21 protein-coding genes are annotated in these 26,386 nt (G+C 64.4%); 7 read left to right on the forward strand and 14 right to left on the reverse strand.

The features are described 5' to 3' along the window. The first annotated feature begins 10 nt into the window (after positions 1–10). From K9F62_01010 to K9F62_01025, 4 genes are all read left to right on the forward strand, one after another. On the forward strand, positions 11–865 hold the full coding sequence (locus K9F62_01010; protein ID UJX41309.1) for a sulfide/dihydroorotate dehydrogenase-like FAD/NAD-binding protein: 855 nt from the start codon (positions 11–13) through the stop codon (positions 863–865). After that, positions 843–2,321, forward strand: coding sequence for an NADPH-dependent glutamate synthase (gene gltA, locus K9F62_01015; GenBank protein ID UJX41310.1), 1,479 nt, complete (start codon positions 843–845; stop codon positions 2,319–2,321). Before K9F62_01010 ends, gltA begins: the two co-directional genes overlap by 23 nt. 28 nt (positions 2,322–2,349) lie before the next feature. Further along, positions 2,350–3,669 (forward strand): malate dehydrogenase, encoded by a 1,320-nt coding sequence (locus tag K9F62_01020; GenBank protein ID UJX41311.1) that lies wholly within the window; start codon positions 2,350–2,352, stop codon positions 3,667–3,669. A gap of 150 nt (positions 3,670–3,819) precedes the next feature. Then, positions 3,820–4,902: an IS110 family transposase gene (locus K9F62_01025; GenBank protein ID UJX41312.1), complete on the forward strand. Its 1,083-nt coding sequence runs from the start codon at positions 3,820–3,822 to the stop codon at positions 4,900–4,902. A gap of 399 nt (positions 4,903–5,301) precedes the next feature. Here K9F62_01025 and K9F62_01030 read toward each other — a convergent pair whose 3' ends face one another. The 5 genes from K9F62_01030 to K9F62_01050 all read right to left on the reverse strand — a co-directional run bounded on the left by K9F62_01030 (position 5,302) and on the right by K9F62_01050 (position 11,826). After that, positions 5,302–8,424: a glycosyltransferase family 39 protein gene (locus K9F62_01030; protein UJX41313.1), complete on the reverse strand. Its 3,123-nt coding sequence runs from the start codon at positions 8,422–8,424 to the stop codon at positions 5,302–5,304. 248 nt (positions 8,425–8,672) lie between these two features. Next, entirely contained in the window at positions 8,673–8,957 is a 285-nt protein-coding gene (locus tag K9F62_01035) for a hypothetical protein (protein ID UJX41314.1), read from the reverse strand. 23 nt (positions 8,958–8,980) lie between these two features. Then, positions 8,981–9,877, reverse strand: a complete 897-nt coding sequence (locus K9F62_01040) for a universal stress protein (protein UJX41315.1) — start codon at positions 9,875–9,877, stop codon at positions 8,981–8,983. Positions 9,878–9,881: 4 nt separating this feature from the next. Continuing rightward, positions 9,882–10,925: a sulfite exporter TauE/SafE family protein gene (locus K9F62_01045; protein ID UJX41316.1), complete on the reverse strand. Its 1,044-nt coding sequence runs from the start codon at positions 10,923–10,925 to the stop codon at positions 9,882–9,884. A 94-nt stretch (positions 10,926–11,019) separates the two neighbouring features. Continuing rightward, the gene (locus tag K9F62_01050; protein UJX41317.1) at positions 11,020–11,826 is read right to left on the reverse strand and encodes a universal stress protein; all 807 of its coding nucleotides are present in this window, start codon (positions 11,824–11,826) and stop codon (positions 11,020–11,022) included. Between the two features lie 352 nt (positions 11,827–12,178). On the opposite strand from K9F62_01050, the gene K9F62_01055 reads away from it, so the two are divergent. Continuing rightward, positions 12,179–14,206, forward strand: coding sequence for a response regulator (locus K9F62_01055; protein UJX41318.1), 2,028 nt, complete (start codon positions 12,179–12,181; stop codon positions 14,204–14,206). A 192-nt stretch (positions 14,207–14,398) separates the two neighbouring features. On the opposite strand, the gene K9F62_01060 is transcribed toward K9F62_01055, so the two are convergent. The 4 genes from K9F62_01060 to K9F62_01075 form a co-directional block, all read right to left on the reverse strand. Further along, on the reverse strand, positions 14,399–14,980 hold the full coding sequence (locus K9F62_01060; protein UJX43093.1) for a cytochrome b/b6 domain-containing protein: 582 nt from the start codon (positions 14,978–14,980) through the stop codon (positions 14,399–14,401). A gap of 29 nt (positions 14,981–15,009) precedes the next feature. Then, entirely contained in the window at positions 15,010–16,671 is a 1,662-nt protein-coding gene (locus K9F62_01065; protein UJX41319.1) for a tetrathionate reductase family octaheme c-type cytochrome, read from the reverse strand. 272 nt (positions 16,672–16,943) lie between these two features. Continuing rightward, positions 16,944–17,180, reverse strand: coding sequence for a cell envelope biogenesis protein OmpA (locus tag K9F62_01070; GenBank protein ID UJX41320.1), 237 nt, complete (start codon positions 17,178–17,180; stop codon positions 16,944–16,946). Positions 17,181–17,285: 105 nt separating this feature from the next. Then, positions 17,286–17,696: a hypothetical protein gene (locus K9F62_01075; GenBank protein ID UJX43094.1), complete on the reverse strand. Its 411-nt coding sequence runs from the start codon at positions 17,694–17,696 to the stop codon at positions 17,286–17,288. A 244-nt stretch (positions 17,697–17,940) separates the two neighbouring features. Here K9F62_01075 and bioB point away from each other — a divergent pair, with 244 nt between their 5' ends. Then, positions 17,941–18,933: a biotin synthase BioB gene (gene bioB / locus K9F62_01080; GenBank protein UJX41321.1), complete on the forward strand. Its 993-nt coding sequence runs from the start codon at positions 17,941–17,943 to the stop codon at positions 18,931–18,933. Positions 18,934–19,066: 133 nt separating this feature from the next. On the opposite strand, the gene K9F62_01085 is transcribed toward bioB, so the two are convergent. After that, positions 19,067–20,497, reverse strand: coding sequence for a DUF1214 domain-containing protein (locus K9F62_01085; protein ID UJX41322.1), 1,431 nt, complete (start codon positions 20,495–20,497; stop codon positions 19,067–19,069). A gap of 397 nt (positions 20,498–20,894) precedes the next feature. Between K9F62_01085 and K9F62_01090 the strand changes: the two genes are divergently transcribed. Continuing rightward, positions 20,895–22,583 (forward strand): FAD-dependent oxidoreductase, encoded by a 1,689-nt coding sequence (locus tag K9F62_01090; protein UJX41323.1) that lies wholly within the window; start codon positions 20,895–20,897, stop codon positions 22,581–22,583. Positions 22,584–22,994: 411 nt separating this feature from the next. Here the strand turns inward: K9F62_01090 and K9F62_01095 are convergent, their stop codons facing one another. The 4 genes from K9F62_01095 to K9F62_01110 all read right to left on the reverse strand — a co-directional run bounded on the left by K9F62_01095 (position 22,995) and on the right by K9F62_01110 (position 26,384). Beyond that, entirely contained in the window at positions 22,995–24,077 is a 1,083-nt protein-coding gene (locus K9F62_01095; GenBank protein UJX41324.1) for an IS110 family transposase, read from the reverse strand. A 139-nt stretch (positions 24,078–24,216) separates the two neighbouring features. After that, the gene (locus K9F62_01100; GenBank protein ID UJX41325.1) at positions 24,217–25,206 is read right to left on the reverse strand and encodes a radical SAM protein; all 990 of its coding nucleotides are present in this window, start codon (positions 25,204–25,206) and stop codon (positions 24,217–24,219) included. 6 nt (positions 25,207–25,212) lie between these two features. Continuing rightward, the gene (locus K9F62_01105; GenBank protein UJX41326.1) at positions 25,213–25,701 is read right to left on the reverse strand and encodes a peroxiredoxin; all 489 of its coding nucleotides are present in this window, start codon (positions 25,699–25,701) and stop codon (positions 25,213–25,215) included. Then, positions 25,698–26,384 (reverse strand): lytic transglycosylase domain-containing protein, encoded by a 687-nt coding sequence (locus K9F62_01110; protein ID UJX41327.1) that lies wholly within the window; start codon positions 26,382–26,384, stop codon positions 25,698–25,700. The genes K9F62_01105 and K9F62_01110 overlap by 4 nt, the downstream gene beginning before the upstream one ends. Positions 26,385–26,386 lie beyond the last annotated feature (2 nt).

The following is a 26,386-nucleotide window of genomic DNA, read 5'->3' on the forward strand; positions in this document are numbered from 1 at the left end:
CGGAGCACCCATGCCAACCCGAATTCTGCGCAAACGCAAGCTGATCCCGGGGCAGACCAGCGAGCTGGTCCTCGAAGCCCCACATATCGCGGCCAAGGCCAGACCCGGGAACTTCGTGATCCTGCGGGTCTGGGAGGATGGCGAGCGTATTCCGCTCACCATCGCCGACGCCGATCCCGACGCCGGGACCATCACCCTGGTCTACCTCATCATGGGCAAGACCACGGCCCATCTCGACACCCTGGACGCCGGGGATTTCCTCCTCGACGTCTGTGGACCGCTCGGCAAGCCGACCGAGATCCACAAGCTCGACGGGCCGGTCATCTGCGTCGGCGGCGGCACCGGGATCGCCGCCATGCACCACATCGCCAAGGGCCATCACATGGCCGGCAACCATGTGGTCACCATCATCGGCGCGCGTTGCGAAGACTTGCTGCTCTTTCGGGACGAGCTGTGCTCCTTTTGCCCCGAGGTTTTAATCAGCACCAACGACGGCAGCTGCGGCCGGCAGGGGTTCGTCACGGACCTGCTGGTCGAGCGCCTTACCGAGGACAAGACCGTGGCCGAAGTGGTGGCCATCGGCCCCGTGCCCATGATGCGGGCCGTGGCCGAGGCCACCCGCCCATTCGGGGTCAAGACCACGGTCAGCCTCAACTCGATCATGGTCGACGGCATCGGCATGTGCGGCGCGTGCCGGGTCAGCGTCGGCGGCGAGACCAAGTTCGCCTGCGTCGACGGCCCGGAATTCGACGGCCACAAGGTGGATTTCGACGGGCTCGCCGCCCGTCTGACGTCCTTCAAGGAACAAGAACGCATTTCTTACGAGGAGTTCAGGAAAAGCCATGAATGCCACTGCTCCAAGTAAGAAGGCCAAGGCCCCCCGCACCGCCATGCCCGAGCAGGACCCCAAGGTCCGGGCCCGCAACTTCGAGGAAGTCGCCCTCGGCTACACGGCCGAAATGGCCGCCGCCGAGGCCGCGCGTTGCCTGCAATGTAAAAAACCGGCCTGCCGCAAGGGCTGTCCGGTGGAAATCGACATCCCGGCGTTCATCAAACAGGTCGTGGCCGGCGACCTTGACGCCGCTTACGGCGTCATCCGCGAAACCAACTCCCTGCCGGCCGTGTGCGGCCGTGTCTGCCCCCAGGAAACCCAGTGCGAAGGTTCGTGCATCCTGGGCAAAAAGGGCGAACCCGTGGCCATCGGCCGCCTCGAGCGGTTCGTGGCCGATTCGTTCCTGGCCAAGTCGGCCTGCGAAACGGTGACCGGCACCCCGGCCTGCTCCATGGCCCGCGACGATCTCAAGGTCGCCTGCATCGGGTCGGGGCCCTCGAGCCTCACCTGCGCCGGCTATCTGGCCGCCCGGGGCATCCCGGTCACGGTCTTCGAGGCCCTGCACGAGGTCGGCGGCGTGCTCGTCTACGGCATCCCGGAATTTCGGCTGCCAAAGGGCGTGGTGCGCCAGGAAGTCCAGGCCATGAAGGCGCTCGGGGTCGAGTTTCGCCCCAACTGGGTCGGCGGCAAGACCATCACCGTGCCCGAGTTGCTCGAATCCGGCTACGACGCCGTCTTCATCGGCGTCGGCGCGGGACTGCCGCGCTTTCTCGGCATCCCGGGCGAAAACCTGATCGGCGTGTTCTCGGCCAACGAGTACCTGACCCGCGTCAACCTCGGCCGGGCCTACAAGTTCCCGGCCACGGACACCCCGACCTTCCCCGGCAAGCACGTCGTGGTCTTCGGCGGCGGCAACGTGGCCATGGACTCGGCCCGCACGGCCATGCGCCTGGGGGCCGAAAAGGTGTCGCTGGCCTACCGCCGCACCGAGCACGAAATGCCCTGCCGGCGCGAGGAACTCCACCACGCCAAGGAAGAAGGGCTGGAAATCCTGTGCCTCAACGCCCCGCTGGAATTCATCGGGGACGACAAGGGACGGCTGACGGCCATCGCCATGCAGAAGATGATGCTCGGCGAGCCCGACGATTCGGGCCGTTGCGCGCCGGTCGCCTGCCAGGGCGACACCTGCACGCTGGCGGCCGACATGGCCATCGTGGCCGTCGGCACCGGAGCCAACCCGCTGATCAGTCAGACCACGCCGGGTCTTTCCACGTACCGCCGGGGCTACATCACGGCGGACCCGGAAACCGGCGAAACCTCCATACGCAACGTCTTCGCCGGCGGCGACATCGTCACCGGCGCGGCCACGGTCATTTCGGCCATGGGCGCCGGCCGCCGGGCGGCCAAAGCCATTGCCGAACGCCTGCTCGGGGCGGCCGCGGCCGATCCGCCACAGGCCCGCGCGGCGGATGATTCCGCCGACGCTTAGAGCACCAAACCCTCCAAGGAGTCCACACATGGCCCTTTTCACCAAGGAAGAAGCGCTTCGTTACCATTCCGCTTGGCGTACCGGCAAACTCGAGTCCGTGCCGATCAAGCCCTTCCGCAACCAGAAGGACCTTTCGCTCGCCTATTCCCCGGGCGTGGCCCTGGCTTGCAAGGAAATCGAGGCCAATCCTGAAAACGTGTGGAAATACACCAACCGGGGCAACCTGGTGGCCGTGGTCTCCAACGGAACCGCCGTGCTGGGCCTTGGCAACATCGGCCCCATGGCCGGCAAGCCGGTCATGGAAGGCAAGGGCGTGCTGTTCAAGATCTTCGCCGACATCGACGTCTACGACATCAACCTGGACACCAAGGACCCGGAAAAGGTCATCGAGACGGTGAAACTGCTCGAACCCACCTTCGGGGCCATCAACCTGGAAGACATCAAGGCGCCGGAGTGCTTCGAGATCGAACAGCGCCTCATCGAGATGATGGACATCCCGGTCTTCCACGATGACCAGCACGGCACGGCCATCATCTCCGGCGCGGGCATCCTGAACGCGGTGGAGATCACCGGCAAGAAGATCGAGGACTTAAAGATCGTGGTCTCGGGCGCGGGCGCGGCCGCCATCGCATGCTCCAAGTTCTACGTCGCCCTCGGCGTGGACCCGGCCAACATCGCCATGTTCGACTCCAAGGGCCACATCAACACCTCCCGCACCGGCCTGCATCCGACCAAGGCCCAGTTCGCCCAGAAGCACGCCTACGCGAACCTGGGCGAAGCCTTCAAGGGTGCCGACGTGTTCCTGGGCCTGTCCAAAAAGGGCCTGGTCTCCCAGGATATGGTCAAGAGCATGGCCAAGCATCCGATCATCTTCGCCATGGCTAACCCCGATCCGGAGATCGGCTACTACGAGGCCAAGGAAGCCCGTCCCGACGCCATCATGGGCACGGGCCGCTCGGACTTCCCCAACCAGATCAACAACGTCTCCGGCTTCCCGTTCATCTTCCGCGGCGCCCTGGACGTGGGCTCCAAAAAGATCAACGAGGCCATGAAGCTGGCCGCGGCCAAGTCGCTGGCCGCCCTGGCCAAGGAGCCGGTGCCGGCCGAGGTCATGGATATGTACGGCGAAAAGGACGTGAAGTTCGGCATCGACTACATCATCCCCAAGGCCCTGGACTTCCGCATGCTGGAATGGGAAGCCCCGGCCGTGGCCAAGGCCGCCATGGACACCGGCGTGGCCAAAACGACCATCGACCTCGAACAGTACAAAAAAGACCTGCGCGCCCGCATCGACGCGTCCCACAAACGCATCGACGCCTACGTCGCGACGTATAATTACGACTTCTAGGAAAGATAAAAGGAACTGGGGGGAAACTTTTCTGAAGAAAAGTTTCCCCCCAGGCCCCCTTTCCAAATACCATGTTGGCCTCGACCCTCAAACTGGCTGATAGTGCCAGTGAACGTGCTCCAAGGGCACAAACGAGGCGAGGAGACCAACATGGCAGGACAAGCGATATCCCAACTTCAGGCGTTTGTAGAGGCTTCTCAAGGTCGATCTTTTTTTGTCGGATTGGATATCCATAAGAACAGTTATTCTGTGGCATTGCGCCGCGTTGATGGGGCTGTCCACACCTTGGTGCTATCGGCGAGCCCGCAGGCTTTGATCGACAAATTGGCCGCGTTGGGCATCACCGTGGCCATGGCGGCCAGTGAATCCGGGCCAACCGGATTTCACTTGGCCAGGGCGCTTACCAAAGCGGGCATCCCCAACTTGGTGGCGGCTCCCAGCCGTATTCCCCGCCCCGTGATCTGGGGCGCAAAAACAGATCGGCTCGATTGCGTCAAATTGGCCGATTACGCCGCCAAGGGAATGCTGCGTCCCATCGCCGTACCGACGGAAGAACAAGAAGCGCAGAGGAGTCTGGAACGCCGGCGACACAACTTGGCCGACGACCTGCGTCGTGTGAAACTTCGCATCCATTCCCATCTGCTTTTTTTGGGCCTCACCGAACCACCCAATCTGAAATACTGGAGCAAGGTCGCTGTAGCATCCCTGCTTAAACTGCCCATGCATCAGGCTGCCCGGTATACGCTGGAAAGTTTTGTGCGGGAGATGCATGCCATCACCAGCGAATTGTCCCTCGTTGAACAGCAACTTGAAACAATTTGCCGCCAGGAAGAGCATGACGAAGTCATCAAGTGCCTGCGCACCGTGCCCGGTGTAGGACCGCTCATCGCCGCTACGTTTCGTCTGGAGTTGTTCCAGCCGGAGCGTTTCAGCCGGGCCGAAGAAGTGACAAGCTATCTGGGACTTGCGCCCATGGTGCGCCAGAGCGGCGAGAGCAAGGGCCGGGCCAAGTTACGGCCGGTGGGGCAGACCAAACTGCGAAGTCTTTTAGTGGAGGCGGCCTGGAAATGGCGCGCACACGATCCGAAGGCCCAGGCTTGGTATCACAAACTGCTGGGGAAAAGCGGCCTGGCCCAAAAGGCCATCACAGCCTTGGCTCGAAAACTGGCCATCATTTTGTGGCGGCTGAGCCTGGAGAAAAGAGTGTACCGCTCTGAGGCCGTTGTAGCGTGAAACGGCGGAGGGCGAGTCTGGGAAGCCCCCTCCTCGCCCGCCAAGAGGGTATTGCAGCGCCAACAAGGACCTGTGGCAACGAGTAGGGAAGACTGAAAGCCTAACAGCCAATAAAATTTCGGATTGGTCGCGGAGAAGTCTGGCCGCATGGCGGCGATTTCCAAATGGCGGGAATCCGAAAACTACCGAATCGGTACTTGGCGCTTCGGGCGCGAATAGGAAACGGGCGGTTAGACTGCGTCAGCCGGCTTGACTTCGGGCCACATAGGAAAGACTTTAACGGTCACGGAGTGTTATCGTCACACCACCCGTAACCGTTGAAAGTTTTTGGGAAGGGAGAGCGCGAGAGGGGAACCCTTTTTTCAAAAAGGGTTCCCCTCTCGCATTCTCTTCCCCCTCCTAAAACTCCGGCTGCGCCGTGCGCGACGAGAGCGGCCAGGGGCCGGGTCGCAGGAAGAGCGCGAAATCGTTGGTTCCGGGATCGGCCAGGGACACCTTGAGGTCCGGACCGGAGAGGTGCAGCGGCGGCAGCGCCCGCGCGTCGATATCGGCCTCGATATACATGTCGTCCACGTTCCAGGACGGGGAGAGAAACCCGGCCTGTTCCCCCTGCTGCAACTGGAAGGCGACGATCACCGTTTTGGCCGGCGGATCGAGGCGCAGCCGCCGGTAGGCGGAAGTGCCGGCCGGCGTCCAGGTGCATTCCTCGCCTCCCTTCTCGTCGACCAGGGTACGGTAGGTCTTGCCGCCGTCCGTGGACACGGACACCCGGGCCTGGTTGGGTTCGCATTTGCGGCAGGGATTGGCGTAGACCAGGGGAAAGGCGCGCAGGCGCAGTTCGGTCATGGGCAAGGCGGAAACGAAGGTATAGCTGAAGGCGCAGTTGCCGTCGATGCCGCAGGTCAATGCCCCACGCGTCCGTTTCGAGGCCGTCACGTCGCGCGCGTAGCTCATGGCGGCGCTATAGCGCGACGGCGTGGTCGTCCAGTCCGGAGCGAAGGTAATGCGCCCCTTCCCCCCCGGCGTCAGGGTCAGGGTGCTTCCGGCCGGGGCCAGGACCGGAATGGTCAGGCTGGTTGCGCCAAAACGCAGGGTCGGGATGGCGATGGTCCCGGTCAGGCGCAAGGAAACCGGGGCCTGGCCGAAATCCGGCAGACTGGAGACGGCATGCCCGGGAGTGGCGGCGCTTAGCTTGATCCCAGGGCTGGCCATGGCGGTATCGTAGACGAGAAGCGCCGGATGGCCGTCTTTGTCCGCCAACGTGGCCACGGGTGCAAGCGCCGGATGGCGGGCACGAAAGACCTCGGCCTCGGCCGGCGTGCCCACGGGCAGGCCGACATCGGCCAGCCAGGGAGTCCCCGGCGCGGCAAAGGCGAAAAGTCCCGTCTCCGTCCCACCGTCCGCTTCGCGCCAGCGCGCGGCCCGGATGTTGGCCAGCAAGTGCCCGGCCTGGAGCGCCAGGGGGCTGTCCTTGCCCTGCCCGGCCGGCCTGCCCGACAGATCGGCGACCACGGCCAAACCAGCCAAGTTGAGAAAGCCCTCCTTGTGCCCGGGGCGGTAGGACACCCGCACGAAAATACGGCCCGAAGCGGCAAGTCCCGCCGGAACGGCATAGTCCACCGCCACTTTCCGGCAGCGATCGTGGTAAAAACCCATCTCGTCGAAAAAGGCGCTGGGTACCGTGACCGGATGGCCATCCTTCACGGGGAAGGCGTCCTGGCCGATAACGCCGAGGTCGGTCAGATGGGCGGGGTCCGGCCCGGCGGCGACGACCAGATCGGAATCGGACGCCACGGTCGGATGGCGCTTGAAAAGCGCGGCCGTGACGGTCAGGCGCAATTTGGCAAACGTCGTGCCGGGCGGGACCTCGAAGGCCCAGGTCGCGGATGCGGGCCTGGAATACCGGGCCGGGCGCAACATGCCGAGTTCGGTGTCGAGGGTGGTGTTGGCGGCGCGTAGCGCGTCGGCGTAAAATCGCCGGTCCCGAAAATCATCCTTGTAACGCCAGACCCCGCCCGGGCCCGGGTCCATGACCAGTGGCGCGCGTCCGGCCGCCGGGGCAAGGGTGACGCGGGTGGTGGTGAAAAGCCAGCTGAAAGTCTTGAGCGGCAGACCGGGCAGGCGCGGCCTTTTTGGGGCATCGTCGGTGTAAAAGGTGTCGATGTCGGCAATGCGACGGTACCCCGGCGCGGCAAAGGTCCCGGCCTCGTCGAACCGGCCGGGGAGATACCAGCCGAGGGCAAAGCGGCGCGTATTGCGCTTGTAGCCGTGGAAATTCAAAGCGTTGACATCGCCACGCACGCCGTCCAGCCAGTGGAAAAAGTCCCGATCGAGACTCAGGGAACGCCCGAAGAAGCCCGGATAGGCGGAAACGCTCGGCCACAGCAGGAAAAGGCAGGCGGCCAGGGCGAAACCCGCCGCCACCTGAGACCCGAAGCGAAACCGGGACAAGGCCCGGGCGGTCACGTCGCGCAGCCCGACCACGCCGCAGGCGGCGAAAAGAACCATGGCCGGAAAGGCCATAACGAAATGCCTGCCCTCGAGAATCGACCGCAGCAGACTGCGCGAACTGACCAACGCCAGGCTGGTGATCCCCGCCACGAGACAAAGCAGCCCCAGCCCCCGCCATTGGCGATGGGACACACAGCGCCAAAGCCCCAGGGCGAGCATGGCGCACCAGCCGATGACGTAGCCCCGGGGCAGATGCGGATCGAGCGCGATCAGGCCGCGCAGGATCTTGCCCGCAAAGGCGACATTCACGCCGGCCCACGGATGGACGGACGGATCGAGCAGAAACGTCCGGGCGAAAAAAACCGCCGGAAGCCACGGAAGATACGCCAGCCCCACTGCCGCGCAGGTGACCAGCAATGGCGTCAGCCGGCGGCGTCGCCCAGCCGCCCCAGCCGTCTCAGCGGGAGCCCGCCACAGGACGAGGCCCGCCCACAGACACTGGGCCGCGAAGGCGGGCAACGCCTGGTAGCCGGCATAGAGCATGGCCAGGGCGCAGGCCCCGTAGGCAATCCAGGCCCACACGGTACGCTTTTCCACGGCCCGGACCACGAGCCACAGCGCATAGACGGCCAGGCATAGGAACAGCGCATAGGTCTTGATGGCCTGGGCGAAGCCGAGGGGATAGAGCAGGAACACGGACAGGACGGCGGTGACGAACCCGACCGCGGGGCCGAAGAGTCGCCGGGCGAGCAGCCACAGCCCAAGGGGCGTCAGCAGCGCGGCCAAAAGACTCGGAATGCGCGCGGCCAGCGAACTTTGGTGGATGGCCAGGGCCAGATGCTGTACGCCGTAGACAAGCGGCGGCTGAAAATCGAAGATGGTGTCGGCCGGGCCCTGCCATTTCTGGACGGCGACCATGTCGCCCAGGGGCATGAGCGCCCGGTCCAAATTGAGGTAGTCGTCCTCCCATAGGGAGGCAGCGTCGATTCGCCAGAGCCGGGTGGCGAAAAGCCCGGCCAGCAAAGCCAGAACAATCAGGGCTATAATAAGCCGACGCCGGTCAACCCGCATGACCGCAACCGTCCCCTGCCGCAACGTCAAAGCCCGGCTTCGGTCCGCGTCGACGGGACGCGTCCTGATACCGGGTGTTCATGGCGCACGTCACCCATGCCCCCCCGTTCCCGCCCGGTCCACCGGGCGCGCATGTGATCCGCGTTCTTATCGTTTGGACGCCCACCGCGCAACGCCTGGGGTGGGGAGGGAAAAAAGGAGGGGGCCTTCCTTCAGAAAGCCCCCCCGGAAACGCGAGATCCTCCGCCTCAGGCGCGGAGCCTGGGACGGGAGTCGCGGCGGGGCTGGCGGGCGACGGCCGGAGTCACGCGCGCGGTCGGGGTGGCGGGCCGGGACGGCTCTTGCTCACCGGTCAGGTCGCTACGGGAGAAATGGACGTACCAGTCGTTGGCGCTTGCGGCCTGCAACTGGGGTTTGTCGGATTTGCGGGCGAAACGCTCCAGAAGGCGGTCGGAGAACCCATAGATGCGATCGGCCAGCACCACGGCGCAAAAAGCAAACAGGAATTCGGTAAACGCCAGTCGCAATTCCATGGGGTCCTCCTTGGGAGAAAAGGTTAGGTTTCTTCGTCCAAGGGTACGGCGTCCGCATCCCCTGGAGCGGCCTTGACCACCAGGACCGGGCAGGAGGAAAGGGCCAGCACCCGCTCGGCCACGCTGCCGAGCAACAGCCGCCGCAATCCGCTCTTGCCGTACGACCCGAGCACCAGGCAGCCGGCTCCGACCGAGGCGGCATGGGCCGCGATGGCCCGGTAGGGCGAGCCTTCCAGAATCGTCACCGCACAGGCCACGTCCCGCTCCTTGGCCGCCTTGGCCACCGCCCCCGTGGCGACAAGCGCCCGGCGCTTGATGTCCTCGAAGATGCCGTAGATCAGATGCCTGTCCACGGGGACGTCGAGGGCCGCCACCACATCCAGGGAGCCGGCGTAGGCGGCGCAAAGGCCGATGGCGCGCCCGGCGGCGGCCATGCTCTGCTTGGAGCCGTCAACAGCCGTAACCACCTTGGTAAAATCCAGCGTGGTTCGTTCTGGAACAACCAGCACGTCGCACGGGCTGTAGCCGATGATCTTGGCCACATTTCTCCCAAGCAATATCCGTTCCATATAGGCGCGCCGCGCATCGCCCACAACGATCAGACTGGCCTCCTCGCCCTCGGCCGCATCCACCAGCCGCTCGAAGGCCTCCCCGGCCTCGAGCACTTTTTTAAGCGGCAACCCGGCCTTGGACGCAGCCTCCCCCGCCGCCTCGAGGGCCTCCTCGAAGGGCCGCAACAGTTCCCGGCGTTCTCGTTCCCGGCCGATGCGCTCGAGCCCGCCCAAGGCGGGAGCCACCGCAACGGCAACAAGCCGCCCCCGTAAGGAGGCGGCCAGGATCATGGCCTGCTCGAAGGCTCCCCGGGAGGCCGAGGAGCCGTCGAGCCCGACGACAATGGTCTTGGGTCGGTGCACGTACATCGGGCTAGGCCCCGTTTTCCAGCCTTCTGGCCTTGAACATGGAGGCCAGGATGATGCCCGCGCCGATCAGCAGGGCCACCACCATGATGCCGAAGCTCGTCTGGGTGAGCAGGGACACGGTGGAATCGGCGAAATTGGTCAGGGAAAGCTTGTTGAGGTACTTGGGCATGGCCAGAAAGCGGCTTACGGCCACGATGAGCATGATGATGGCCATGACCATTTTGATCATGTATTCCTTGACGTAGGTGGTGCCGATGGCGCCGAGCTGCACGCCGAAGAGCGAGCCGCCGAGGATGATGAGCGTGAGCCGGATGTCGACCATGCCGTAATAGGCCCAGATCAGCGTGCCGCCAAGGCCCATGACGAAGGCGATGACCAGCTCGGAGGCCGAGGCCACGATGCTGGTGACGCCGATGACGTACATGAGGCCCGGAACGCCGATGAACCCGCCCACGGCGATGGTGGCGGCCAGCATGCCGGTGGCCAGGGAGACCGGGATCAGAAACCACATGGAGATGCGCACGCCGGCCCGCTTGAAGGTGAGCATGGGCCACAGCTCGATGGCCTGGAGACGCTGGGCCAGGCGGTTGGGCGAGCCCGCGGCGCCGCCGGAACGGGCCAGGCGCATGGCGTCGCGCATGACGAAGCTGCCGACGGTCAACAGCACCACGACGAAGGCCAGACTGACGTAGAGGTTGGAGCCGGCCTGCCCCCAGCGCTCCAGAATGGAGGTCTGGACCTTGATGCCGAGCTGGACGCCGATTTCGGCGAAAAGGCCCATGATGACGCCCAGTTTGATGTCCACCTGGCCGTAGCGGTAGCGCTTGATGGAGCCGACCAAGGCCTTGGGGAACTTGTGGCACATGTTGCTGGCCACGGCCACGGGGCCGGGAACGCCAAGGCTCATCATACCCGGGGTGAGCACGAAGGCCCCGCCGGAGCCGATAAAGCCGCTGACCAGTCCGCCGATGAAGCCGACCAGAAAAAGAAAAACGACGGAATACATATTGAGGTCGATGAAGGTGATCATTTCGCCAGCGCCGTGCATGTCCTATCCTCCCGTACCCTTGCGGTGCTCGTAACCCTTGAAACCCTTGAAAACCTTGACGCGGCCGCGACTGTCCCGGGCCGCCGCAGAATGCCTACGCGTTGATCTGGGCGGCAGCGCGGCCGTCCTTGCGCTTCTCGGTCGAAACGGTCGTCTGCTTCTTGGCCGCCGCGCCCTTGGAGGCCTCGATGCCGAGCGCCGACCAGAAGGCGCCGGTGAAGCTGCCGTGCACGTAGGAGAACAAGAACACGGTGATGACCGGCACGATGGCGTACAGGCCGCCCTTGGCCGACAGGTTGGCGACCCAGTCGGTATGGGTGAAAACCGCCGCGTACAAAGCCACCGACCCGATGCCGAAGATGATGGAACGAACCCCGTTGCGTTTGCGCGTTCTCTCGGACATGGACAACCTCCCAGGATTTCGGTGTTGCAGCATCTTGCGGCCGCGACCGCGCCCCTTGCCGTCCGCCTCGGCCACATCCAGGCCGAAGACCGGCACGGGCGAACGCCGGGCCACATCCTCAAGTCGAATCGCCGGATCGAGCACCACGAAATCGATGCGCCGGCCGCCGTGCACCAGGGCCAGCACCGCCTCGGACGCCTTGCCCGAAGCCGTGACATGCTCGAAGCCAATGTTTGATTGTTGCGCCTTTGCCGCGAACGCGGCCGCGTCGTGGGCGGCCCCGGCGGCGAAGCGCTCCCGCCGCGTCAGCCTGTCGCCAAACCGGGGCAGGGTGTCGACGTAGGCCGCCAGGATTCCGAGCCCCAGCCGCTCGGCCACGCCCAGGGCGTATTCGGTCAAGGCGGCAGCCGCCTGGCCGCCCCGAACCACCACCAGCACCTGGTGGGGCCGTCCGGCCGGCATCTGGGTTTCCTGCGTCATGGTCGCGGCGTCGTGCATCCTGTCCTCGCGTTGTGGGCTTCGCGCCCGGATTGCGCTTTTAAGAACAAGATGCGTGCCATTTTGAAACATTCTTCTAACTATACGTTTTTATTTGATAAGATTTGATTTTTCAAAAACTGACTGACCGCTCAGTCAGTGTTGCCATCTGCAACGCAACATCGCTTCGTCCCCCCGCAACCCGCATAACCACGTTATTTCCCGTCAAAACGGCCACTGCGTTGCAATCTGCAACATGCCATCCGGAGCGTAACAATGCGCAACAGGCGCTTCGCTGATGCCAGGCGCGGGGCATTTGCCCGTCCGCCCGATTTGACGCTAGATTGGCCCATCCGGTCCCCAGGAGAACGCCATGTTTTTCCGCAACAAATCCCGCCCGGCCGAGCCCGCCGCCCCGAACACCGCAGAGGCCGAAAACGGCGTGCTCGAAACCCTGCGCCGCTCCGTGGAAGACGCCCGGCTGCCGGCCCAGGCCGCCGATGCCGCCGGTCGCGAACTGGAACGCCTGGAAAAAACCGATCCGTCCGTGGCCGAATACGGCGTCGGCATCAACTATCTGGAATTTCTGCTTAAGCTCCCCTGGAACAACTGCACCCGCGACACCCTCGACCTCGCCCGGGCCAGGGAGGTTCTGGACGCGCGGCACCACGGGCTCATGGCGGTCAAGGAGCGCATCCTGGAATTTCTGGCCGCCCGGGCGCTTCGCAGCGCGGCCAAGCCCAAGCTCCTGGTGGTCGACGACGAGGAAATCGCGCGCATGAACATGGCCCATGTCCTTGGCAAGGAGGGCTATGACGTGCGCACGGCCGGCGACGGCCTGGAGGCGCTGGACATCCTGACCGGAGGATTCGCGGCCGATGTGGTGGTGACGGATCTCAAAATGGAACGCCTGGACGGCATGGAGCTGTTGCGGCGGCTGCGGCGCACCGCTCCGGACGCCGCGGTCGTCATGGTCACGGGATTTGCCACCGTGGGCACGGCGGTGGAGGCGCTCCGGGCCGGGGCCGCCCACTACCTCGGCAAGCCGGTCAATCTCGACGAGCTCAAAAAGACCGTGCGCGAGGTCCTTGACGCCAAACTGGCCGCTTCGCCGGGGCGCGGGCCGGTGTTGTGCTTTTCCGGCCCTCCCGGGGTCGGCAAGACGTCCGTGGGGCAGGCCGTGGCCGAGGCCCTGGGCCGCGAATTCGTGCGCCTGTCCCTGGCCGGGCTTCGCGACGAGGCCGAACTGCGCGGCCACCGCCGCACCTACGTCGGGGCCATGCCAGGGCGCATCCTCAAGGAACTGGCCCGCATCGGCGTGTCCAACCCGGTCTTCATGCTGGACGAGATCGACAAGATCGGCGCGGATTTTCGCGGCGACGCCGCCTCGGCCCTGCTCGAAATCCTCGACCCCGAGCAAAACGCCCGCTTTTCCGACAATTACCTGGAAATTCCCTTCGACCTCTCGCGCATCATGTTCATCGCCACGGCCAACGACGTCTCGCGCCTGCCCGGCCCCCTGCTCGACCGCCTGGAAAACCTGGCCTTCCCCGGTTACACCGACCGGGAAAAGCTCGGTATCGCCAAGGACTTCCTCCTGCCCCGACACCTGCGCGAAAACGGCCTGTCCCCGGATTCCATCACCTTCACCGACCAGGCCCTTGGCCGCATCATCGACGACTACACCCGCGAATCCGGCCTGCGCGGACTCTCCCGCGAAGTCGGCGCGGCCTGCCGCCGCCTGGCCCGGCTCACCTTTGAGGACAAAGGCACGGCCCCGACCGCCATCGACGCCCCGGACATCCCCAAGCTCCTGGGGCCGCGCCGCTTCACCCGCGAGGCGGCCGAAGCCGGCGACCGCGTGGGCGTGGTGACGGGCCTTGTCGTCGGCACGCACGGCGGCGAAATCGTCTTCGTCGAGACCGCCCGCATGCCCGGCTCCGGGCAGCTGCTGCTCACCGGCTCCCTCGGCGACGTGCTGCGCGAATCGGCCCAGGCGGCGCTCAGCCATATCCGCAGCCACGCCGTCGCCCTCGGCGTCGCCCCGGATTTTTTCGAAAAAACCGACATCCACGTCCACTTCCCGGCCGGCGCCATCACCAAGGACGGCCCCTCGGCCGGGGTCACCATCTTCTGCGCCCTGCTCTCCCTTTTGACCGACCGCCCCGCCCGCTGCGACGTGGCCGCAACCGGCGAGATGACCCTGGCCGGACGCCTGCTCCCCGTGGCCGGCATCCGGGAAAAATGCCTGGCCGCCAAACGCGCCGGCATCACCACCGTCGTCCTGCCCCAGGCCAACGCCCCTATCGTCGAGACCCTGCCCGCCGACGTGCTCGAAGGCCTCGATATCGTCCTGGCCGCCGACGCCACCGCCGCCGCCGAGGTGTTGCTCCGCAAATAGAAAGACTGGGGGAAACTTTTCTGTAGAAAAGTTTCCCCCAGGCCCCCTTCCAAAGACTTTTAACGATTACAAAGTATTATCGATACCAATCTGTAATTATTAAAAGTTTTTGGGAGGGGAGAGCGCGAGAGGGGAAACCCTTTTTCCAAAAAGGGTTCCCCTCTCGCATTCTCTTCATTGTCCTTACCTCTACTATCTTTCCCAGCCGGTGATCATGGCCTGCACGTGGGCCAGGGGCGTATGGCCGGTGGTGGTCATGTAGACGTGGACGACCAGGAAAACGAGAATGGCGAAAGCGCCGATGAGGTGCGCCAGGGCCACGGCGGACAGGCTCAGGCCGCCGAGGCCCAGGGAGGCCCAGTCGTTGTAGCTGTAGTAGAGGAGCCCGGTGACCATCATGAAGGGGAGCAGGAAGGTGGCCAGGACCAGGTAGGTCAGGCGTTGCAGCGGGTTGTGCTTGACCTCGGCCGTCTTGGGGCAGGGATGGGGCGCGCCGAGGAAGATGCCGTAGGCGTAGAAGCGCATGACCTCGAACATCTTTTTGGTGGTCGGCACGTACTGCTTCCACTCGCCGGTGGTGGCGATCCAGAAGATGAAGAAGGCGAAGGCGATGAGCCAGGTCACGCCGAGCCAGGCGTGGACGGACACGGCCCGTTTGTAGCCGAGCAGGGTGAAGGTGCCGTGGACCTCGAAGCCGGTGGCCAGCAGGCACAGGATCAGGGCGGCCTGCAACCAGTGCCAGAAGCGTTCGTAGCGGGTGTAGATATAGAGCATGCCCTTGGCGGCGTTGGCGTCGTTTTGCATTATCCCTTCCTCCTCTTGCGGGAAACGAAGCGAACGGCCCCATGGCCGCACACGGCCAGGATCGCGGCCACGACGGCCGCCCAGCCCACGGTGGTCACGGCGGCGTGGATGTCGCGCCCCGGGACGTAGACGCCGGGCAGGCCTTCCAGCCGCCCGCCCTGGCTGTGGCATTCCCCGCAGGCCACCACCTGCTCCTTGGGGGCCACCATGTGGGTGGTGGGGAAGAAGTATTCCGTTTCCACGAATCCGACCTCGCCGGAAAACGGCTGGTCCACGTAGGCCATGCCGGAGGTGATGGAGGTTTTCCAGTCATAGCCGGTCCAGAAGGCGGTGGGGTCCTTGGGCCCGAACAGGTGCGGCACGACCATGGTGGCGTTTTTCGGGTCGAAGGGCTGTTCTCCGATATGGCGCTTGAAGGGCATGATGCGCGATTTCGGATCGTCCGGCGAACCGGCCGGGGCGTTGACGGAAACGCGCCGGGTCGGATCGACGGTGTCGGTGATGAGCAGGTTGCTCATGGCCCCGTTGAACCAGCGGTAGGTGGGGACGACGTTTTTCTCCCAGACGAAGTCGCCCTTCTTGGTGTCGTAGACGGGCTTGCCGTAGGGCCCCTTCTTCTTGAAGGGCTTGCCCTCGGCGTTCATGCGTCCCGCCGTGGACCAGTCCCAGGACATCTTGGTCGGCAGCACCCGGGCGAACCGGGGGATGTGGCAGGCCTGGCAGGCCACCTTGTCGGTGTGGTCGTTGGCCTTGGCGTCCTTTTTGTGGGGCTTTTGGCCGTGGCAGGATTCGCAGGCGATCTTGGAGGCCAGGTCGGCCTCGGTGAGGCTGATGCGCTCGGGCGCGGCCGGCGAGGTGTAGAGCCGCCCGGCGATCTGGTGCTCCTTGGTGGTGTGGCAGCGCTGGCAGGTGAAATTGAGCCCGTCGACGTCCATGTGCACGTCCAGGGACTTTTTCGGCGCGCCCATGGAGCTGTCCAGGTCGCCGTGCTTCACGCCGTCGCCGCCGCCGCCGTAGAAATGGCACACGCCGCAGTTGAGGCGGTCGGGCCGGCCCACCTTGCCCACGATCAGCTTGTAGTCCGGCGGCAGGTAGGTCACGCCGTCTTCGGGAAAGAGCGTGGGCTCGGTGGCCGGATAGCCGGCCTTGGTGGGGAATTTCTTATAGGTGTGGGTGGTGTCGTGGCACACCAGGCAATCGATGCGGTCGTTGGAGGCGAAATCGAAGTCCTTGTTCTTCCAGCCGTAGCCGATGTGGCAGGAGGTGCAGCGCGGTTCGTTGGACGGCACGGCGATACAGAAGTTGTTGAGTGTCTTGCCGTACTTGCCCATGGATTTGCCGTCGCCGCAGTCCGGACAGATCCAGGTCCAGTGGATGGTGTGGTGAATCTGGCCGGCGGCCAGGTCGTGGCAGGACAGACAGGCCGCCGTGACCTCCTCCGGTTTGGTGAAATCCTTTTTGAGGGCCTCGAATTTCGAGTGGTCGGCCGTGGTCCAGCGGGCCCCCGGAGCCTTGACCGCGCTGCGGGCCAGCTGCCGGCCCGGGGCCTTGTCCTCTTCCTCTCCAGTGGCGGCGAGCGGGGCCGGGCCGCTCCAGGAGGCGGCCAGAATCAGCACGGCCGCGACGACGATCCATGTCCATGGCTGCTCGGGAAGTCGCATGCGCCCTCCTTGATTGCCGTCCGGGGGGACGGTAGGGGCGCTTGCCCGGCACGGGAAACGCCCTGGTTCCAAGACGAGTCACAGGGATGCGGGAGACTATGGATTTGGGTCCAACCGTACCATGACAGGGAAGAAATTGGAAAGAAGTATTGCACCATGCCGAAACAATACGCCCTTCGGGCCGGGACCGGACAGATGGCCGGGAAAAGACGCGAAAAAGGCCGACAACGTCTCCGTCGCCGGCCCTGTACGTCGTTATCGCCAGCGCGCCGCTAGTAGCCGCGCGTTTCCTGGCTGTGGCCGATAAGCCCGCCGGCGATGCCGCCGAGCGCGCCGCCGATGCCCGCGCCGATGCCGGCATTGCCGCCGGAGATGGCGCTGATGGCCGCGCCCGCGCCCGCACCGATGGCCGCGCCGGAAAGCGCGCCCTGCTGGGTTTTGGTCATATTGGTGCAGCCCAGACCGCCGACAAGCAACAATGCGGCGATCACCGCGCTCAAACGCTTCATGGCGTCCTCCTTTATGCAACCATGGGCCACGGCCGCAGCCGGCCCACCGTTCCTGTCATGCGCACGAATCGTGCGGCTATCCTTGAACAAAGCGGACAGCGGCGGCTAGTTGCCGGCCTTGGCCTTGGTCTTGGCATGCGTCGCCTTGGTCTTGACCGCCTTGGTCTGGACGTCCTCGGACACCTCCGTGGGCAGGCTGGCAACCGGACAATGGGGCTTGGCCATCTCGTACCACATCACCGACACCACCGGCCGCTTGAGCTGGTCCGGATGTCCGGCGTACCACTTGTCGATGGTGGCGACCATCTGGTCGAACGTATAGGGGCTCAGGCCCTCGGACCAGGCCTCGATGGTGCTGTTTTTCGCCGGATGCTTGCCCTGCACTTCCTGGTCCAGTTCGATGATCGTCGCCGCGCCGACCAGAAACGCCTTGCGTTCCTGGGGCGTGGATTTTGTCCAATGCTCGCCGGTCACCACCGGCATCGGACGATCCTCGGCCAACGCGGGCACGGCCATGGCCGCGGCCAGAAGCAGCCCGCAAACCAGCAGTCCCAGAATTTTCGACTTCACGTCTCACTCCTTTGCAATGGGTCTTCCCACCGACAAATCAAGAATCCGCGACAGCATCGCAACCGCCTCCCCCGACGGCAGGCAGTCCGACACTCTTACCGAAACTATGCAGAAGGACCACGCAAATTGCAAGCTGGACACAACTTGCCAAGCCTCCCGGCGAGCCTTAAGCATTCCCCCGGGTACTACCATGACGCACCAAACCACCCTTCCCCAGGAACTGTCCCGCCCGCTTTTGGCCGGCGCATTTCTCTCCGACACCGACCGCGACCGGCTGCTGGCCGCCCTGCCCCGGGCCGAAGGTCCCGAGCTCACCGCCCTGGCCCAGGCCGCCGACGCCATCCGCCGCGCCCGACTCGGCAACGCCGCCTCGCTTTGCGCCATCATCAGCGCCAAATCCGGCCGCTGCGGCGAAAACTGCGCCTTCTGCGCCCAGTCCGGACACCACCACACCAGCGCGCCCGAATACCCTTTTCTCGCGCCGGCCCGCATCATCGCCGCCGCCAAGGCCATGCACGACGCCGGCGTGGCCCGCTTCGGCATCGTCGCCTCGGGCAAGGCCCTGCCCCAGGCCGAACTGGAACACGCCGCCACCGCCATCGCCGGCCTCAAAGCTTTCGGCATGGCCGCCGACGCCTCCTTCGGCGTGCTGCCGGACGACGCCCTGGCCCGGCTCAAAGCCGCCGGACTCGCCGCCTACCACCACAACCTCGAAACCTCGCGCGCCTTCTATCCGCGCATCTGCACCACCCGCAGCTTCGAGGATAACCTGGCCGTGCTGCGCACCTGCAAACGCCTCGGCATCCCCGTCTGCTCCGGCGGCCTGTTCGGCATGGGCGAATCCTGGGCCGACCGCGCCGACCTGGCCCAGACCCTTCTCGAAGCCGGCGTCATGTCCGTCCCCATCAATTTCCTAAGCCCCATCCCCGGCACGCCCCTGGGAAGCCGGCCGCCTCTGGCTCCCGACGAAGCCACCCGCATCGTCATCCTGCTGCGCTTCCTGCTGCCCGACCGCCATCTGCGCATCTGCGGCGGCCGGCCCACCGTCTACGGCGCGACCGCCCCCCTCGCCCCCATGGCCGCCGGAGCCGACGGCCTCATGGTCGGCGACTACCTGACCACCGCCGGCGGCACCCTGGAGGCCGACAAGCAAGGACTGCGGCAACGCGGCTTCACGCTGTAGCGACGGGACGGCAGGGCTCCCGCCTCTATTAGGACGCGCTTACCGCAAAAGCCCCCGCCGACGCATCGCATCGGCGGGGGCTGTCGTCAGGTCCGCAACAGTCCGGGCGCGGTGTCCGCAAACCGCCTGGCGGCTATTGGACGCGCACCACGGCCGGGATCTTCCACGTACCGTCCAAGATGGAAGGCGGCGACGTATTCGGCCAGTAAAGCCGCAGCGTCAACGCAAAGGGGCCCTTTGGCGCGGGAAGCCAGTTGGCTTCCTTGGCTTTGCCAGGCGAGTCGTGCTGGAAATACAGCGTCACCGAACCGTCCGCGTTCTTCACGAGCTTGTCGCGCGGGCTCACGGTCAGCTTGTTCGCCTTGTTCGGGTAAAACCACAAGCCGGTCGGCGTGGCCTCGTACATGGTGATCGACCAGAAAGCCAGGGGGTTGACGGGCGGCAGCTCTCCCTTGGCGAAGGTCAGCGTGTACTTGTTGGCGCCGTCGAGTTTCTGTCCGGAGCCGTCGACATAGGTCGTCGGATAGACCGAGACATGGGGGAGCTGCGAAGGCCAGCCGCGTGTGGCCCAGGCGCCGCGTTCGAGGTAGTTGGTCCCGTAGCGGCCGCCGACCGTCGTCACGCGCCAGCCGTTCACGGACGTTCCCAGCCCTTCCCAGGCGGCGGTCATCTTTTCGAGGGCGATTTTGGGCACGTCGCGCAGCGCGGCCTGGGCGGCCGCATCGAGCTTGCCCGGATCGAAGGGCTGGCCCGCAACGATGCCGATTTTCGCCATGCGCGCGATCATGGACGCATCCTCAGGCACCGCCGGCGCCGCGCCCGCCATGAGCTTGGTCATCAAATTGAAATAGCCGGTGGTGCCCAGGGCGGCGATCGCTTTTTGCGGCGCTTCCGTCATGCTGAAGCCCGGATTGGGATTCACGGGCGGCGCCTTGAAGGTATACGGCTTGCCATAGGCGGAAAGCGGCATGACCTTGTACTGCGCCTGCAGCGCATGCACCTTTGCCAGGTCCGTGGGCGTGTTCAGCGCGTAGGTGCGGCCGAGGATCACCATGTAGCGCGTCGGAAAGCTGATGTGCGTCATGCCCTTGGGCACCTCGCCTTTCCAGCCGGGCCCCGTGAAGAGATAGGTCATCGCCTTCTCGCCGCTGGTGTTCGTGCCGACGCTGTCCTTCACGATCATCCAGAGATCGACCAACTCGAAGGTGAAAAAACGCTTCTTGATCGCGGGATGGCTGAAGACCTGCGGCTCGGACAAATCCAGCCAAGCCACCGAATACAGCGTGTCGGCATTGGTGGCCGAAACGCCCCGGTAGGTTGCCGGCGGATAGCCCTTGATATTGAAGAAGGTGCCTGTCGGCGCGGTGACTTCCCCGACCTTGTCCACGTTGCTCATCTGCATCCGCGTCACATCCGTGGTGACAAGCGAATAGCCGTAGATGTAAGCATCCACGGCGATTTTCTGTACTTCCTCCGGGCTGGCCGCCGACGTATTCTGGGCGTGGGCTGCGGAGGCGACCAGCAGCATCGCCAGGGCGAGCGCCGCGCCCATCGCAGTTCTCATGCTACATCTCTTTCGCATCATCATCCTCCACATTTAACGTTTGGCGATTTTTCCACCTGACCATGCATCATACGGACAGCATGACAACACCTTATTTACATCGTATCCACATAGCACAACAAAGCGCCTTTGTCTTGCAGCATTGCGCAATTATTTGTCGCGAAGCGAAATCAAAGGGCATTCTGCCCTGGCGCATGAACTTGCTTTTTTATTTGGCCATGGTCCCGGAGAAAATCGGAGTTTCCCGAGAATCGTCGCCGCCCGCTTTCTTGGGATGCCAGGCCCCCTGGGACGGGCCGCATCCCCGTCGGAGGGGAGGCGGGAATTTGCGCATCATACCGGCTTGCGCTACATAATGGCCGAACCTTTTCGTATTTCGACTTCAAGGAGCGGCACCATGGCCCTTTTCGGCGGTGATAAAGACAAGAAAGCCAAGGACGCAAAGAAGGCGGCGAAGGACGAGCCCAAGCGACTCATTCCGGAAGACAACATCCCGGAACTCAAAAAGTTTTTCAAACCGATGCAGGAAACGGTGGAATTGCTTGTTTTCACCGACCCGAAACAGAACACCCCGTACAACGGATTCATGGAATCCCTGTGCCGGGAGCTGGCCGAGATCACTGACAAAATCACGGCCAGATTCGAGACGTTGGAAAGCGACGCGGCCAGACAGCACGGCGTGGATTTCTCCCCGACGCTGCTTTTGGCCCCGGACCGGTACAAGATCCGCTACCTGGGCGCGCCGCTCGGCGAGGAGGCGCGCACGCTGATCGAGACCATCCTGCGGATTTCGGTCGGCAAGAGCGGCCTGGGGCAGACGTCCCGGGAGCTGCTCAAGGAACTGACCGAGGAGCGCCATATCCAGGTGTTCGTCAACCCGTCCTGCCCGTATTGCCCGGGCCAGGTGGCCAATGCCTTCCACTGCGCCATCGAGCGGCCGGACCTCGTGTCCGCCGACTGCGTGGACGCCTCCCAGCATGTCGCGCTGGCTCAGCAGCATCAGATCGGCTCGGTGCCGCACACCATCATCAACGACGAGTTCTCGACCCTGGGGCTGTTGCCCGAGGAGCGTTTCGTGGCGGAGCTGGTCACGCTCAAGACCGCCGAGGAGTTTCTTGGCGGACACCACGGGCTGGAGGATGGCGGGCCGGATGTCGTCGAGGTGGACGTGGTGGTGGCCGGGGCCGGGCCGGCCGGTCTGACGGCCGCCATGTACGCCGCGCGAAGCGGGCTTTCGGCCGTGGTGCTGGAGAAAAACGTCATCGGCGGCCAGGTGGCGCTCACCCCCGTGGTCGAGAACTACCCCGGGTTCGCCAACGTGCCGGGCAAACGGCTGATGGAGATGATCGCCGACCAGGCGCGCGGCTATGCCCAGGTGCACGAGGGCGAGGGCATCGACGAGGTCAAGGTCGGCAAGAATATCGAGGTCTACACCGACAAGGCGGTGTACGTGGCCAAGGCGCTCATTCTGGCCACCGGCGCGACCTGGAAGAAGCTCGGCGTGCCCGGCGAGGAACGCTACTTCGGCTTCGGCGTCAGCTACTGCTCGACCTGCGACGGCTATCTGTACAAGGAAAAGAAGGCGGTCATCGTCGGCGGCGGCGACACGGCCCTCACCGACGCGCTGCACCTCAAGAACCTGGGCGTGGACGTGACCGTCATCCACCGCCGCCAGGAGCTGCGGGCCGAAAAATACCTCCAGGACGCGGTGGCCAAGGCGGGCGTGGCCCTGCTGCTCGGCTCCGTGGTCACGGAGATTCTAGGCGACGACAAGAAGGTGACGGCGGTGAAGGTGAAAAACCTGGCCGACGACGCCGAACAGGAAATCACCACCGATGCCGTGTTCGTGGCCATCGGGCTCGAGCCCAATACCGGCATCGCCGAAGAGCTGGGACTGAAACTGGACAAGGACGGATTTATCCGCACCGACCGGGGCAAACGGACCTCGATCCCCCGCATCTACGCCGCCGGCGACGTGACGGCCGGTGCGCGCCAGATCGTCACGGCTGTCGGCGACGGCTCCACCGCCGCCCTCTCGGCCTTCGAAGACCTGTCGCACCCGTACTGGAAGAAGGAAAAAGCTTAAGAAGGGAAAGAGAATGCGAGAGGGGAAACCCTTTAAAAAGGGTTCTCCCCTCTCGCGCTCTCCCCTTCCTAAAGTTTTCAATGGGTGCAGGCTGCACCGTAACAAATTATTTTTATTAAAAGTCTTTCCTATGTGGCCCAAAGTCAAGCCGGCTGACGCAGTCTAACCGCCCGTTTCCTATTCGCGCCCGAAGCGCCAAGTACCGATTCGGTAGTTTTCGGATTTTCGCCATTTGAGAAACGCCGCCATGCGGCCAGACTTTTCCGCGACCAATCCGAAAAATTGTTGGCTGTTAGGCTTTCAGTCTTCCCTACTCGTTGCCACAGGTCCTTGTTGGCGCTGCAATACCCTCTTGGCGGGCGAGGAGCACGGGGCTTCCCAGAGCCGGCGTGATCCTCGCCCGCCGCCGTTTCACGCCATAACCGCCTCAAATCGGTACGCTCGTTTCTCCAGGCTCAGCCGCCACAAAATGATGGCCAGTTTTCGAGCTAAGGCTGTGATGGCCTTTTGGGCCAGGCCGCTTTTCCCCAGCAACTTGTGATACCAGGCCTGAGCCTTCGGATCGTGTGCGCGCCATTTCCAGGCCGCCTCCACTAAAAGACTTCGCAGTTTGGTCTGCCCCACGGGCCGTAACCTGGCCCGGCCCTTGCTCTCGCCGCTCTGGCGCACCATGGGGGCAAGTCCCAGATAGCTTGTCACCTCTTCGGCCCGGCTGAAACGTTCCGGCTGAAACAACTCCAGACGGAAGGTCGCGGCGATGAGCGGCCCCACACCGGGCACGGTGCGCAGGCACTTGATGACTTTGTCATGCTCTCCCTGGCGGCAAATTGTCTCAAGTTGCTGTTCAACGAGGGACAATTCGCTGGTGATGGCATGCATCTCCCGCACAAAACTTTCCAGCGTATACCGGGCAGCCTGATGCATGGGCAGTTTAAGCAGGGATGCTACAGCGACCTTGCTCCAGTATTTCAGATTGGGTGGTTCGGTAAGGCCCAAAAAAAGCAGATGGGAATGGATGCGCAGTTTCACACGACGCAGGTCGTCGGCCAGATCGTGTCGTCGGCGCTCCAGGCTCCTCTGGGCTTCTTGCTCCTCGGTCGGCACGGCGATGGGACGCAGCATCCCCTTGGCGGCGTAATCGGCCAGTTTGACGCAATCGAGCCGGTCTGTTTTTGCGCCCCAGACCACGGGGCGGGGAATCCGACTGGGAGCCGCCACGAGATTGGGAATCCCTGCCTTTGTGAGCGCTCTGGACAGGGTGAATCCGGTCGGCCCGGATTCACTGGCCGCCATGGCCACGGTGACGCCCACCGCGGCCAATTTGTCGATCAGAGCCTGCGGGCTCGCCGACATCACCAAGGTGTGGACGACTCCATCAAACCGACGTAACGCAACAAAATAACTATTTTTATGGACATCCAATCCGACAAAAAAAGATCGACCTTGTGAAGCCTCCACAAACGCTTGAAGTTGGGATAACGCTTGTCCTGCCATGTTGGTCTCCTCGCCTCGTTTGTGTCTACGAGCACATTTACTGGCACTATCAGCCAGTTTGAGGGTCGAGGCCAACATGGTATTTGGGAAGGGGGTCCGGGGGGAACCCTTTCTACAGAAAGGGTTCCCCCCGGTTCCTCTACAACATCGCGTAAAATTCGGCGGGGGAGAGTTCCGTGGATTCGAACCAGCCCCGTTCGGACAGGTGTCGGCGGATATCCTGGCACAGCTCGCACTTGTTGACGTAGCCTCCCGGCCGGGGCGTGTACTCCTCCAGGGCCGTGGCGTAGTCGTAGAAGCCCCGGATACCGGTTTCGGCCAGGGTGGTGAGGATGGGGTAGCGTTCCGGGTCGAGCGGCGTGCCGAGGTCGTCGGCCCGAAAGGCCAGTCCCGCGCACAGTCCCGGGATGTAATCGCCGTAGAGGTCCATGTGGAAATGGCCGACGTCGGTGAGTTCCGCCCGGCAGTCGGCCGAGGCCTCGGCCAGGATGGCCGCAACCGGACGTCGCCCCAGGGCCGGGGCGAAGAGGTCGAAGGCCCGGCCGCCCAGATGTATCCATATCCGGCGCAGAATCTGGGCCGGGTAATCCTGGCCGAAGCGCTCCTGATATTCCCGCAGCGGGTGCGTCGTCTCGGGATCGAAGGCGCGCATGTCCTCCAAAAAATGTTCCTGCCAGGGAAATACGACGATGCCGGCCGCCTGGGCCGCCTCGATGGTCCCGAGCGTCTTGCGCAAGGGGATGAACCCGTTGTGCATGGGCGTTATGGACACCAGCAGCCGGGCCAGGCCCATGGCGCGCAGCTCGGTTAAAAGCTCCACGGCCTCGTCCGCGTCCGTGAACCAGGCCCCGCTCGTCTCCACGTATTCGATGGGCATGCCCGCCTCGTCGGCGGCCGCCAGCAAGCCGGCCAGGGACAGGGGGTCGGAGAGGGGCTCGCCGCCGCCGATATGCATGGCCGCCGCGCCAAGTGCACGCGCCTTGGCGAAAAGAGTCGTGGCCAGCCCCTGGTCCATGTAGATGGGTTCCCGGCCCGGGCTGCCCCGATACAGGCAATGGGGGCAGGCGCTTTGACACTGGTAGGTGGCGATAAGCCCGCCCGACTGGAGCCGCGAGACGCACAAGGACATGGGGCGTTACCCTTGCGCCAGCCCGGCCAGGGCGTCGAGGACCGCTGCGGCGTGCCCGGCGGCCTTGGCCACCTTGGGCCAGGCCCGGCGCACCACGCCTTCGGGGTCGATGAGGAAGGTGGAGCGCACCACGCCCATGGCTTCCTTGCCGTAGGCCTTTTTCAGCCGCCAGGCGCCGTAGGCCTTGTGCACGGCCATATCCGGGTCGGACAGCAGCTGCACGGTCAGATCGTTTTTGACGATGAACTTCTCATGGGAGGCCGGGGCGTCGCGGCTTATGCCGACCACGGCCGCGTCCAGTTCGACGAAGCGGGGCATAAGGGTGGAGAATTCCAGGGCCTCGGTGGTGCAGCCGCTGGTCATGTCGCGCGGGTAGAAATAGAGCGCCAGCCAGCGGCCGGCGAAATCGGCCAGGGAATGGACCTGCCCGGAAGCGTCCGGCAGGGAAAAATCCGGCGCGGGCTGCCCGGCTTCGGGCCAGAGGACTTCGCTCATGGTTTCTCCCGTCCGCCGGCCAGGGGCGCGGCATCGGTCAGGGTCAGCTTCTTGTGCATGGCATCCAGGTCTTCCACCGGATAGCGCTGGCGCAGGTAGAAATAACGGTCCACCACCTTCAGCACGTAATCCTTGGTTTCCTCGTAGGGTGGCACCCCACCGTGCTTGGCCACGGCCCCGGGCCCGGCGTTGTAGGCGGCCAGGGCCATGACCTCGGTCTGGAACCGGTCCAGCATAGACCGCAAATATTTCGTTCCCGCGGCGATATTGCGCTCCGCGTCGAACGGTTCGCTTAGTCCCAGCACTTTCTGGGTGTCGGGCATGATCTGCATGATGCCCTGGGCCCCCTTGGGCGAAACCGCGCAGGGGTTGAACCGCGATTCCTGCTCGATCAGCGCATAGACGAGCCGTGGGTCGAGACCGTTTTTTCTGCTGTAAATATTGACCAGGCGCAAGAGCTTCTTGTCTTCGATAAGCGCCGGGTAGCGACAGGCCACGGACCGTTGCCTGGCCTGCCGCAGCCGCACGTCATGCTTGGCGGCGGCCACGGGATCGGGCAGCGCGATGCCGTGTATCTCGGTCGCCGAGGTCGGCACGGTGGCCATTTTCGGCCCGGCGGCCAGTGTGGGAAGCGCCGCAGTGACGACCAGAAACGCCGCCACGACCGGCAAAACAACACGCATGG

Origin of the sequence: Desulfovibrio sp. JY (assembly GCA_021730285.1) — a bacterium.
GTDB lineage: Bacteria > Desulfobacterota > Desulfovibrionia > Desulfovibrionales > Desulfovibrionaceae > Solidesulfovibrio.